Origin of the sequence: Alloprevotella sp. Lung230 (genome assembly GCF_014385435.1) — a bacterium.
Classification (GTDB): Bacteria; Bacteroidota; Bacteroidia; order Bacteroidales; family Bacteroidaceae; genus Alloprevotella.
In genome coordinates, this window is sequence record NZ_JACSUD010000014.1 from 56,761 (window position 1) to 69,539 (window position 12,779).

Sequence of the window (12,779 nt, forward strand, 5' to 3'; positions counted from 1 at the left end):
CTTTCCAATTTTACAAGAATTGGAAAGGATTTCAGTGTTTTTGCTCCGAAATAGTCTGTTTTTGCTTGCTTTTCTATTTAATTCTTTCCAATCTTTGAAGAATTGGAAAGGATTGGAGGGAATTAGAAAGAATGGGTCTTGTTAAAGAGAGGTACTGATGGTGGAAAGCAGAAGGACTGCATCAGGCTCGAAAGCGTGATGCAGCCCTTGAGGAAAGGCGTGAGCGTCCTCTATTTGATGTCGGCCACCCACTTGAAGAGGCGGTTCCAACGGACTTTGCCATCAAAAAGTCCGTAGTCGGGATTGAGCGAAAGCCACACGAAGAGCGGTTTGCCCACGATGTGGTCTTCGGGGACGAAACCCCAGAAGCGGGAGTCGGCGGAGTTGTCGCGGTTGTCGCCCATCATCCAGTAGTAGTCCATCTTGAAGGTGTAGCTTTGGGCGCGCTGTCCGTTGATGAAGATGTTGCTGCCGCGCACTTCGAGGCGGTTCTTCTCGTAGACCGCGATGCAGCGCTCATAGAGGGGAAGGTTGTCGAGGGTGAGGGCAATGGTAGCCCCTTTCTTGGGAATCCAGACAGGGCCGTAGTTGGCCGTCGTCCAGCGCTTGGCCTTGTTGAGGGGGAAGAGCCAATTGCCGTAGGCAGGAGAGAGCGGGCCGACGGTGCAGAGGGCAGGAAGTTGCTGAAGCGTGCGTTTGGTGGCCGGCGTGAGGGGCATGCGGATGGGGCGGCCGAGGGTGAGGGCATCGAGGCTTCCGCCTTCGGCTGCGGGGGGCAGACCGAGGTCTTCAAAGGAGATGTCGTTGTCTTGGAGGAACTCGGTCGAGGGCATTTGCTTGAACGTGACCTCGTAGGCCTGCTGCGCACGTTCGGGCTGCGGCTGAGGGCGATGGTCGAGGTAGACGATGTTGTTCTTGATCTCGAGCGTTTGTCCGGGTTTGCCAAGGCAGCGTTTCACGTAGTTCTCGCGGCGGTCGGCCGGTCGGCTGATGATGCCGCCCACCGAAGGTTCGTTGGCGAGGATGGCCCGCCCCGTGGCATAGATTTTGGCGTAGAGTTCGCGCTGTGCGAGCAGGGGCATGCTGTCGGAAGGTTCGGCGATGTTCAGTGCCTGCGCTCCTGTGGAGTAGACCATCGTGTAGTAGTCCTGATTTTGGAAATTGACGGCCACGGTGTCGCCCGAAGGGTAGTTGAACACCACGATGTCGCCCACTTCCACCTGCCCTAATCCTTTGACGCGGCGATAGTCCCACTGCGGCCATTCGATGTAGCTCTTGCCACCGCCGAGGGCTGCGGGGAGGTTGTGCTGGGTGAGCGGAGCGGTGAGCGGTGTCTGGGGGATGCGCGGGCCGTAGCTCAGTTTGGACACCAAAAGATAGTCGCCCGTGAGCAGGCTCTTTTCCAGCGAGGAAGAGGGGATGACGAAATTTTGGAAGAAAAACTGGTTGATGAAGTAGATGGCCACGAGAGCAAAGACGATGGCATCGACCCAGCCCATGGCAAAGCGCACCACGGGGTTGGGATTGGAGCGCCACCAGCCCCAGTTGATTTTGTGGGTGATGTAGGCATCGAAGATGAAGGGCATCACCAGCAGTCCCCACCACGAACCGACCCATAGGAGGAAGAGCAGGTAGAGGATGGAGATGAGGATGAAAGCGGGCCATTGCTTCTTTTGCGGATGGAGATTGTAGGGCATAGCGGGGAGGACTAAAAGTTAAACAAGTCGTCGGTGGAGAGCAGACCTTCGTGGACGGCGGTAAATTCGGCCGCCAGAACTGCCCCGAGGGCGAAGCCTTGGCGCGAATGGGCATCGTGGGTGAGGGTGATGCTGTCGGCCGGCGAGTCGTAGGTGATGGTGTGGATGCCAGGCACTTCGTCGCGGCGAATGGCATCGATGCGGAGCGCGTCGGGAGCGTTGTCGCGGCTGCCGCTGATGCTGCCGTCGGCTTCGTGCACTTCGCCCTTGACCCAGGTGGTCTTTCGGTCGAGCGTCCGGACGATGTCTTCGGCCAGCGTGATGGCAGTACCTGAAGGGGCATCGAGCTTGTGGATATGGTGCGTTTCGACCATCGAAACGTCATAGTCGGCAAAGCGGTTCATGATCTGTGCCAAATAGCGATTGACGGCCGAGAAGATGGCCACGCCCAGCGAGAAGTTGGAGGCCCAGAAGAGGGTGTGTCCCTCTTCGGTGCAGGCGCGGCGCACATCGGCTTCGTGCTCCGCGCGCCAACCCGTCGAGCCGCTCACCACTTTCACCCCCTGTGCCCAGGCGCGGAGGTAGTTGGCATAGGCCGCTGTGGGGGTGGTGAACTCGATGGCGACATCGGCCGAACGAAAGGCATCGCTTTCAAAATCCTGGGGGTTATCGACATCGATGATGGCAACGATTTCGTGACCGCGGCTGCGTGCGATTTGTTCAATCATTTTGCCCATCTTGCCGTAGCCGATAAGTGCAAATTTCATATTTTCTGTGGGGGCTTGTGGGGAAGAGAAAGGCGGGAAAAAAGGCATTTTCCGCTTGTCTGCCCGATGTTTGAGATGGATAGTATGGGCAAAATTACGCCTTATTTGGCAGAGGAGCAAAGGATTAAGCAATTTTGTGTGCGAAAGCGCTGATTTGTCGGGGCTAAATTTGGCAAATCGCTGCTTTTATGGTAACTTTGCCCAAAATAAAAACGTAAAAAAGACCGAATGAGTTTACAATGTGGCATTGTCGGCCTGCCCAACGTGGGGAAGTCGACGCTTTTCAATTGTCTGAGCAACGCCAAGGCGCAAAGCGCCAATTTCCCCTTTTGCACCATCGAACCCAACGTCGGGGTCATCACCGTGCCCGATGAGCGCTTGGCAGCGCTCGCCGCTTTGGTGAAAACCAACAAAATCATCCCCACCACGGTGGAAATCGTTGACATCGCCGGGTTGGTGAAAGGTGCCTCCAAGGGCGAAGGCTTGGGCAATCAGTTTCTCGGCAACATCCGTGAGACCGATGCCATCCTACACGTGTTGCGCTGCTTCGACGACGGCAACGTGGTGCACGTGGACGGCAGCGTAGACCCCGTTCGAGACAAAGAAATCATCGACACCGAGTTGCAGCTCAAAGATTTGGAAACGGTGGAAAACCGCATCAAGCGCGTGGAGAAAATAGCCCAAATCGGCAACGACAAGAACGCAAAGGTGGAATATGACGTGCTCACCGCCGTACGAGCCGCCCTGCTTGAAGGCAAAAATGCCCGCAGCGTGGACTTTGACTCCAAAGACGAGCAAACGGCGTTGCGCAACCTCTTCCTCCTCACCTCGAAGCCCGTGCTCTATGTGTGCAACGTCGATGAGGCGAGTGCCGCCACCGGCAACGAATATGTGGAGCGGGTACGCGAAGCCGTGAAGGGCGAAGGCGCGGAAATCCTCGTTGTGGCCGCGCAGACGGAAGCCGACATTGCCGAACTCGAAACCTACGAAGAGCGCCAAGAGTTCTTGAAGGACGTGGGGCTGGAAGAGAGTGGAGTGTCGCGCCTCATCAAGTCGGCCTACCGCCTGCTCGACCTCGAAACCTACATCACCGCCGGTGAGGTGGAGGTGCGCGCATGGACCTACAAGCGCGGATGGAAAGCTCCACAGTGTGCCGGCGTCATCCACACCGACTTTGAGAAGGGCTTCATCCGTGCACAGGTCATCAAGTACGAAGACTTCATCAAGTACGGCAGCGAGGCGGCGGTGCGCGAAGCCGGATTGCTCCACATCGAAGGCAAAGAATATGTGGTGCAGGATGGCGACATCATGCACTTCCTCTTCAATGTCTAACTCCGAGTTTTGATCAACAGAATTTGAATACCTACTTATGATTACTTGGAATCCCGACCTTATCGCTTTTCAGCTCGGCCCGATTGCCGTGCGTTGGTATGCGCTCTGCTGGGTGTTGGGGCTGATTGCGGCCTACTTTGTGGTCTATTGGCTCTATCGCCGACAGCGCATTCCGCAAGAGAAGTTTGATCCCCTCTTCTTCTATTGCTTCTTCGGTATTCTCATCGGTGCGCGTTTGGGGCACTGCCTGCTCTACGAACCAGCCTACTTCCTGGCGCATCCTCTGGAGATGCTCCTGCCCATCCGGCAAACCGCCGAAGGCTGGCGCTACATCGGTTATGCCGGCCTTGCCTCCCACGGTGGCACGCTGGGACTGATGATTGCCCTTTGGCTCTACGTGCGCCGCACGAAAATCAGCCTGATGCGCGTGCTCGACAACATCGCCATTGCCACGCCCATCACGGCGTTTGCCATCCGTATGGGCAACCTGATGAACTCTGAAATCGTGGGCAAATTTACCGGCTCCGACTTCGGTTTCATCTTCGCCCGCAACCTCGACACTCAGCCGCGCCATCCTGCCCAACTCTATGAAGCCATCGCCTACTTGGTGTTTTTCTGCGTCGGACTGCTGCTTTATTGGCGGCGTCCCAACAAACTCGGCACAGGTTTCTTCTTCGGTTGGTGCTTGACGAGCATCTTCACGTTCCGTTTTCTGGTAGAATTTCTCAAAGAGGTGCAAGAACCTTGGGAAGTGGCCATGCAGCAAGCCATCCACCTCAATCAAGGCCAACTCCTCTCCATCCCCTTTGTTGCGCTCGGTCTCTACTGTCTGCTGGGCGGAAAAGCCTGCCGAAAACTGGGCGACAACGGATTGATGGAACAATAGAACAACGGACTCATCCCCCTCCCCCTCCTTATACATTACGCTTATGAAAACTTCACTTTCTCTGGCACTTTCTGCCACTCTGGCCATCTCTACGCTCTGCGGATGCAGCAGTGGCCTCGCCCCCCTTTCGAAAGACAACTTCACCGTCACCCCCAGTCCGCTTGAAGCCGTGGGACAAAATGTGGCATTCACCCTCAACGGACATTTCCCTGAGAAATACATGAAGAAGAAGGCCGTGGTCACCGTCATCCCCCAGCTCCGCTATGGCAACGGCCAAACCCTCAACACTGAGGGCGCAACCTTCCAAGGCGAAAAGGTGGTGGGCAACGACCAAGTCATCGCCTACAAGACCGGTGGCAATTTCACCGCACGCCAACTCTTCACCTACCGCCCCGAAATGGCCATGAGCGAACTCTACCTCACTTTCGTGGCTAAGGTGGGCAAGAAGTCAGTGAACCTCCCCGCGGTCAAGGTGGCCGACGGTATCAACGCCACTTCGCAACTTGTCTACGAGACGGTGCGCACGGCCCGCACGGCTACGGCAGCCGATGCCTACCAGCAGCAAATCACGCAACGCCAGGAAGCACAAATCAAATACCTCATCAACCAGGCCAAAATCCGCACCAGCCAACTCAACACCACCTCGGTGCAAGAATTTGTGAAGGTGCTCCGCGAAATCAAGGCCGACCAGAAAAGCTTTGCCCTCGACAACATCGAAGTGTCGGCCTATGCCTCGCCCGATGGTACACTGAGCTACAACACCCAACTGGCCGAACAGCGTCAAAACACGGCTTCACACTACGTCGACCAGCAACTCAAGAAGGTGAAAGTGGCCACTCAAGTCGACACCAAATACACCGCCGAGGACTGGAACGGCTTCCAAGAACTCGTGGCTTCCAGCAACATCCAAGACAAGGAGGTCATCCTCCGCGTCCTCTCGATGTACAAAGACCCCGAGGAGCGCGAACAGCAAATCCGCAACCTTTCCCTCGCTTTCCGCGAACTTGCCGACGAAGTGTTGCCCGAGTTGCGCCGTGCCCGCCTCACGCTCAACTATCGCCTCATCGGTCGCACCGATGCCGAAATTCAAGCGCAATACCAGGCCGACCCCGCTCAGTTGAGCATTGAGGAGTTGCTCTATGCCGCCACCCTCACCAACGACCTCAAGCAGCGCAAGCAAATCTTTGAAACCGCCGTACGCCAATATCCCGCCGACAAGCGCGCCTACAACGGCTTGGCACAAGTGGCCTATGCCCAGGGCGACTATGCCGCTGCCCAGGATGCCATCTCTCAGGCCGGCGACAACGTGGCGCCCAACGCCAACGCTGCCCTCATCGCCATCGGCGAAGGTCGTCTTGAGCCTGCTGAAGCCCTCTTGGGCAAGGCCCTCACCGCCGACAACTACAATGAAGTGTTGGGCAACCTCCAACTCGCACAAGGCCGCTACACCCAGGCCGCCCAGAGCCTCAAAGGTGTGAAGAGCAACAGCGCTGCCTTGGCACAACTCCTCACGCAGGACTACACCGGCGCACAAACCACGCTCGCCGGCCTCGCCGCTCCCGATGCCCTGAGCGACTACCTCGCTGCCATCGTGGCCATGCGCACCGGCCAGACCGAACAAGCGCTCCAATCGCTCACGGCAGCCGTTCGCCGCGACAGCCGTCTGGCACAGCGCGCTGCGAGCGACATCGAGTTTGCCCGCCTTGCCGGTAACACAGCCTTTGGTGCGCTCGTCGGAAAATAGTCCACCGCACCTTTCATCACAAAAAGGGGGGATGCAAAGTGTGTTCTACTTTGCATCTCCCTTCTTCTTTTCCTCTTTCCCCATGAAGTTCCTCTATCTTCTCTGCTTTCTGCTGCCTTTGATATTCTGGGCTTGCGCTCCCGACCGACAAACGCTCCGTCTGGAAGGCGAAATCAAAGGCATTGATCAAGCCGATCTGCTGGTGTGCGAAGCCGAAAGCAGCATCGACACCGTCGGGCTCGACACCCTTCGTGTGCGTCGGGGCAAGTTCACCTACGAGCGCCCCCTCAGCGGCCCCACGTTGCTCACGATCATTTACCCCAACAGCAGCACCACCACTTTTGTGGCCGAACCCGGCACCGCCCTCCACCTCTCAGGCGATGCCAACCGACTGAGCGAGGTGAGCATCAAAGGCAGCGACAACAACGACCTCGTCACCGACCTCCGCCTGCGCTTGCTCCACAAGTCTACCTCCGACGCGCAGAGGGAAGCTGCCAGTTTTGTGCGTTCGCATGCCGGGACGCTGGCAGCCGTGGCGGTGTTTCGCGCCTATTTCGACGAGGTGAAACAACGCAAACTTCAGCCAGCGCTCTCCCTGCTTGATGCGCTCCAAAAGGCGCAACCGCAGCAACCCGCTGTGCGCACCCTCGTCCGGCGTCTACGGCCTCAGCTCCTCACGTCCCCGGACGGAAAGCTCCCTGCCTTCTCTGCTCCGAAGCTCGATGGGAGCACCTTCTCCTCCTCGGCCCTGCGCGGCAAACCGGCGCTCATCGTCTTCTGCGCTTCGTGGGACGGCAGCAACTACGCCACCGGACAGGCGTTGGGGAGCGTGCGTCGCGCCTTGGGCAGTCGTGCCCACGTGGTGGCCATCTGTCTGGACGCCTCGGCCGAAACGGCGCGCACCCTCACTTTTGCCGACTCCATCCCCCACTTTCTCTGCCCGGAGCAGGGGCTTTGCACGCCGCTGGTGCAAACGCTGGGCGTGCGCTATGTGCCTGGTTGTCTGGTGGTCGATGCCGATGGCAAAATCGTAGACCGCGACCTCCCCGCCGACCAATGGCTCGAAACGATGCAGCGCCTCGTGCGCTAAATGCCCCACTGCTGCCCGTGGCCGCTCCATTTCTCACCCTTTCTCCTCCACTCGTATGAAAAAAATACCCTCTTTCACCGTCAACCACCTCACCCTTCACCGTGGTGTCTACGTGAGCCGACAAGACCGCGTGGGCGATGAACTCATCACCACCTTCGACATCCGCATGAAAGCGCCCAACCGCGAACCGGCGCTCCACGTCAATGCCATCCACGCCATGGAACACCTTGCCGCCACTTTCCTCCGCAACCACCCCACGTGGGCCGAGCGTGTCATCTATTGGGGGCCGATGGGCTGCCTCACCGGCAACTACCTCATCCTCCGCGGCGACCTTACCCCGCGCGACATCCTGCCGCTCCTCATCGAGACTTTCGAGTTCATCGCCGCCTTCGAGGGCGACATCCCCGGCGCCACACCGCGCGACTGCGGCAACTATCAACTCATGGACCTCAACATCGCCCGCTGGGAGGCCGAAAAGTTCCTCCGCGAAGTGCTCCGCCACATCACCGACGAGCGGATGGTCTATCCGGAATAGCCCAACAGACAGCCTATGATTAGATTGATTGATTTATTTGCCGGAATGAGTGGCATCCGCTGTGGGGTGGAGCAGGCCGCAGCCGAATTAGGCATCAGCACACAATGTGTATTCACTTCCGAAATCAAGCCACATGCCCTTAAAGTCTTGCAGCAAAATCACCCCGGTGAGCAAATTTTCGGCGACATCACAAAAATTGCAGCGGCCGACATTCCCGATTTCGACATTCTGTTAGGTGGTTTTCCCTGCCAAGCCTTTTCTTCGGCAGGGAAACGAATGGGGTTTGCCGACACACGCGGCACACTTTTCTTTGATGTAGAGCGCATCATCAAAGAGAAACGTCCTCTGGGATTTCTACTTGAAAATGTGGAAGGTTTGGAAAATCATGATAAAGGTAACACGCTCCGTACGATTCTCTCCAATCTTCGCGCTTTGGGCTATAAGGTCTCGTATGCCATCCTTAATGCCGCACAATTTGGAGTTCCGCAAGAGCGAAAACGCATTTACATCGTAGGGACTCTGACCCGCGAAGTGCCTCTCGTCGGATTTCATCGTAGTCACACGACTTTGGGAGACATCTTGGAGCAAGGAAAGCCCACGAGCCAAAGTGCCTTTGTCCAACGCCTATTGGAGAGATACCCGATCCCCGAACTTTATGGTAAAGCAATCAAAGACAAACGCGGTGGAGATGACAACATACATAGTTGGGATTTAGAACTGAAAGGGGCCGTCTCTCCTCGACAAAAACAACTGCTCAATGCGATGCTCAGGGAGCGCCGCAAAAAGAAATGGGCCGCAGAAATCGGGATTGAGTGGATGGATGGGATGCCGCTCACAGAAAAGCAAATTGCGACTTTCTTTCCGGACGAGCACCTGCCCTCTATGCTCAACGACCTCGCGGAGAAGGGCTATCTCAAATTAGAACATCCCAAGCAGAAAGTCCTGACCACACATCAAGGCGACATACAGAGCGCACATCGCGTCCCAGACCCCTCCCTGCCCAAAGGCTACAACATTGTGGCCGGAAAATTAAGTTTTGAAGTCAGCAAAGTCTTAGGGCCACATGATGTCGCTCCCACACTTGTGGCGATGGATATGCAGAAATTGTATGTTGCCGACAAGGGGGGGCTGCGTCGTTTCACACTAAGAGAAGGGCTTCGGCTTTTTGGCTATCCAGAAACCTATCAATTTGATCTGCCGGAAAAAGAAGCTTTCGATCTCTTGGGGAATACAGTGGTCGTACCCGTCATTAAACAAGTGGCTCTCAAACTCCTGCAAAACATTCTAACACCATGACACAACTAACCGCTCAACAAGTCTATGACCGCCTGATAGAAGTCGATAAAATCCTTACCTTAGAAGGACGCATTACCTTCAAACTGGGAAAAGTCAGCATTATCGTCAAGCAGAAAGATGTAGTGGGCAACTTACTACAAGAATGGCTGGAAGGATGGTTGAAGGCTAATAAAATAGCCCATAAGGTGAACCCTAACAGCCAAATGCCGCCCGACTTCTTTCTGAACACCGAAGATGAAACTACGGATTTATTGGAAGTCAAAGCTTTTAACTATGCCGCCAGTCCGGGATTTGACATCGCAGATTTCAAGGCCTATCAGCAAGAGATTGTCAAGAAGCCCTATATGCTTCATTCCAAATACCTCATCTTTGGATATTCTATGAGTGCAGACGGCGTGGTGACGGTCAAAAAACTATGGCTGAAAAACGTATGGGAGATATGCCGCACTTCAGAGCAATGGGCCATCAATGTGCAATACAAAAATGGCATTGTCCATAAGATACGGCCGGCAACATGGTATTCTGAAAATAAGCGCAATCGTTTCAAGCCATTTCAATGCTTAGAAGACTTTCTTGCCGCCATAGAAGAAACGGTTTACAAGAACCCGGACACACGCGACAAAGCGGTGGAGTGGAAAGAAAGGATGGAGCAACAATACGTGAAGCACTACAACAATACGATTGCAATTCCACGATGGATGGATGTACGTCACAAGTATGTTCAGTAGGCATCTTTTGCAACGTTACAAGATTTCTTCTTCTGTTTTCTCACTATGCAAATTCTCCTTTCTCCCTCCAAAAATATGGTGGCGACGCCCGACTTTCGGCCACCTTTCACCACGCGCCCACGCTTCCAACGCGAGGCGGAACGCTGCGCCCTGCAAATGAGCGAACTGAGCGTGGAAGAACTGGCACGAACCCTCCAAACCAATCTGCAACTTGCGGCGCTCAACAAGCAGCGCTACCACGACTTCCTCGACCCCGAACCGCGGGCGGCCGCCGTGTTTTCCTACACCGGCATGACCTATCGGCACTTGCGCCCCGAAGCCTTCTCGCCGGCCGAGATGGACTATGCCCAGACGCACCTCTACATCACCTCCTTCCTCTACGGCCTGACGCGACCGCTCGATGAAATCAAAAACTACCGCATGGAAGGCAACGTTGTGCTCCCCGACCACGATGGGCAGACGATGTTTCGCTTTTGGCGCAGCCGACTCACCGACCTGCTCCTCGAAGCCGTTGGCGCTGACGATGGTGTGTTGGTCAATCTGGCTTCGGCCGAAATGAAGCAACTCTTCGACTGGCGGCGCGTGGCGCGCGAGGTGCGCGTGGTCACGCCCGAGTTTGTGGTGGACAAAGGTGACAAACTGAAAAACATCGTGGTCTACACCAAGATGATGCGCGGCGCCGTGGCACGCCAAATCATCGTGGAGCAGCCTGCCAAGCCCGAAGCACTCCACGGCTTCACCTACGAAGGCTACACCTTCCGCCCCGAACTCTCCAAGGGCGACCTCTGGACTTGGGTGCTGGGCTGAAATCCCACTCCGCCGCCCACCCTCTATGCTACCTCAGCGACAGTCGCACTTGTCGCTGAGGTAGTTTCTTTTTCCGGAGGCAGCAGGCAGCGGCCGATGCCCCCCTGTTCATCGTGCAGAGGAACAAAGTCGACGGGAAGGGAGAAAAAGTTATTTTCCTCAACGATATTCTATAAACCAAGGTTTGGTTTATATAAACCAAACCTTGAATTACATAAACCAAACCTTGAATTATATAAACCAAACCTTGGTTTATAGTTTGCTTCTGAGAAAACGAACTTTTTCTCCCTTCCCGTCAAGTATAAAAGGGAGCTGTATCTTTTTTACATCGAGAGAAAATCCTACCTTTGCAGGGCTAAAAATACCGGAATGAAATCAACACTACTTCTCTTGGCTTGCTGCTGCACCGCTCCCCTCTGGGGGCAACAGCGACCGACGACCTGCTGCGTGAAAGACGCACCCACCCTCCAATCCTACACCCTCTCGGCCTCCGACAAAGTGCCCGCGCTGAGCGATGGCATCTTCCGCGAATACCGCTTGGCCGTGTTCATGAGCTACAACGAACTCCATTCGCCCAAGTTCAAGGGCGATGTCGAAAAAATCAAAGCCTTCTGGCGCGAACTCGAAGCCTTTCTCAACGACATCTATGTGCGCGACCTGGGCGTCCGCTTCACCATCATCGAGGACGAGCGCCTGATTGAGCGCGAATATCACGGTGCTTATACTTACGATGCCGGGACGGGCCTCATCAACAAAGCCATCGGCGAAGATGCCTACGATGCCGGTCTGGTGCTGGACTTCCATGATGGCGGCGGCATCCAAGGGCTGGCCAGTCTGGGCGGTGTGCAGTTCACTGCCCGGCGGGCCTGGGCCATAGTGAGTTCGCAAGACCCCATCACCATTGCTCACGAACTCGGCCACCTCTTTGGCGCACCGCATCCCTTCACCCGCGGGGCCGGACTGACGGGCGAAGGCACAGAACCCGGTTCGGGGCAATCTGTCGTGAGCTACGGCTATCCCTATGAAAAGGAATTTCTCAGTCTCGAAAGCCTGGGCCACATGCGCACCCCCACTGCGGCCGCCGATAGGCATCTCCCGACGAAACATCCCAACACCCACAACACCGCTCCGCGCATCGACCGCAGCCGGATGAAGGAAGTCTATCGCGTGCCGCGAAACACCTTCTTCACCCTCCCCGTCTATGCCTCCGACGCCGAGCAGGACACGCTCAACTACTGTTTCAACCAGTATGGTTGCACTCCCTCTCGTCCCGCCTCATTCCTGGTGTTTCCGCCGCAACACGACCCCATCCTTGAGTTTGGGCGGCGATACAGCGACAGCGGGGCACTCCTCCCCGGGTCCGATCGCCTTGACGTGGGCGACTACCGCTTTTGGTTGAGTGTGAGCGACGCCCTCCCCACGGCCGAAGCCATCGCGCGAAAGCAAGCTCCCTTGTACGACAGCTACATTGCCAACGTCTCTGTGGTCGACGCCACGCCGTTCAAAATCACGTCCGAATTTCGGAAAGACTATGTCATGGGCGAAAAGGTGCACTTGACGTGGTCGGTCGACAAGACCTTCTTCCCCAAAGGCAGCAAGGTGCGAGTGCTGATGTCGGACGATTTCGGCAAAACCTACCGGCACGTGCTTCTGCCTTCCACAGACAACGACGGGGCGTGCGACGTCTATCTGCCGCAACAGCTCATAGAGAAAGTGCCCACCTACTCCTACACCGTGCCCGAGACGGGGCAGAAAATCGACATCTGGTTTGCGAGCAAAGGCGTGTTGCGCTTGGAAACCATCGACGACGATGTGCAATACTACGACTTCACCAACAAGGACGTCAACGGCGGCGGCATCGAGGTGAAGGTCGCACCGGTGGTGTTCAGCGGACTGC

The 12,779-nt window shown here is 56.2% G+C and carries 11 protein-coding genes; 9 read left to right on the plus strand and 2 right to left on the minus strand.

The window, feature by feature from the left end; all coding sequences use genetic code 11:
- Positions 1-230 precede the first annotated feature (230 nt).
- Together H8527_RS07940 and dapB are read right to left on the minus strand one after the other, a co-directional pair.
- Complete coding sequence (locus H8527_RS07940; protein ID WP_187547153.1) at positions 231-1,697, minus strand: S26 family signal peptidase; 1,467 nt, start codon at positions 1,695-1,697, stop codon at positions 231-233.
- Positions 1,698-1,708: 11 nt separating this feature from the next.
- Positions 1,709-2,464, minus strand: coding sequence for a 4-hydroxy-tetrahydrodipicolinate reductase (gene dapB, locus H8527_RS07945; RefSeq protein ID WP_187547155.1), 756 nt, complete (start codon positions 2,462-2,464; stop codon positions 1,709-1,711).
- A 228-nt stretch (positions 2,465-2,692) separates the two neighbouring features.
- Here dapB and ychF point away from each other — a divergent pair, with 228 nt between their 5' ends.
- From ychF to H8527_RS07990, 9 genes are all read left to right on the plus strand, one after another.
- Positions 2,693-3,796: a redox-regulated ATPase YchF gene (ychF, locus tag H8527_RS07950; protein WP_187547157.1), complete on the plus strand. Its 1,104-nt coding sequence runs from the start codon at positions 2,693-2,695 to the stop codon at positions 3,794-3,796.
- Between the two features lie 37 nt (positions 3,797-3,833).
- On the plus strand, positions 3,834-4,682 hold the full coding sequence (lgt, locus tag H8527_RS07955) for a prolipoprotein diacylglyceryl transferase (protein ID WP_187547159.1): 849 nt from the start codon (positions 3,834-3,836) through the stop codon (positions 4,680-4,682).
- A 43-nt stretch (positions 4,683-4,725) separates the two neighbouring features.
- Entirely contained in the window at positions 4,726-6,426 is a 1,701-nt protein-coding gene (locus H8527_RS07960; RefSeq protein ID WP_187547160.1) for a hypothetical protein, read from the plus strand.
- Between the two features lie 82 nt (positions 6,427-6,508).
- Complete coding sequence (locus tag H8527_RS07965; RefSeq protein WP_187547169.1) at positions 6,509-7,516, plus strand: DUF4369 domain-containing protein; 1,008 nt, start codon at positions 6,509-6,511, stop codon at positions 7,514-7,516.
- Positions 7,517-7,571: 55 nt separating this feature from the next.
- A complete protein-coding gene (locus H8527_RS07970; protein WP_187547171.1) occupies positions 7,572-8,051 on the plus strand; it encodes an S-ribosylhomocysteine lyase in 480 nt (159 codons plus the stop codon).
- Positions 8,052-8,066: 15 nt separating this feature from the next.
- Complete coding sequence (gene dcm / locus H8527_RS07975) at positions 8,067-9,347, plus strand: DNA (cytosine-5-)-methyltransferase (protein WP_187547173.1); 1,281 nt, start codon at positions 8,067-8,069, stop codon at positions 9,345-9,347.
- Complete coding sequence (locus tag H8527_RS07980) at positions 9,344-10,075, plus strand: NgoBV family restriction endonuclease (protein WP_187547175.1); 732 nt, start codon at positions 9,344-9,346, stop codon at positions 10,073-10,075. The genes dcm and H8527_RS07980 overlap by 4 nt, the downstream gene beginning before the upstream one ends.
- 45 nt (positions 10,076-10,120) lie before the next feature.
- A complete protein-coding gene (locus H8527_RS07985) occupies positions 10,121-10,882 on the plus strand; it encodes a YaaA family protein (RefSeq protein WP_187547176.1) in 762 nt (253 codons plus the stop codon).
- Positions 10,883-11,251: 369 nt separating this feature from the next.
- A partial coding sequence (locus H8527_RS07990; protein ID WP_187547178.1) for a reprolysin-like metallopeptidase occupies positions 11,252-12,779 on the plus strand: 1,528 nt, incomplete at its 3' end.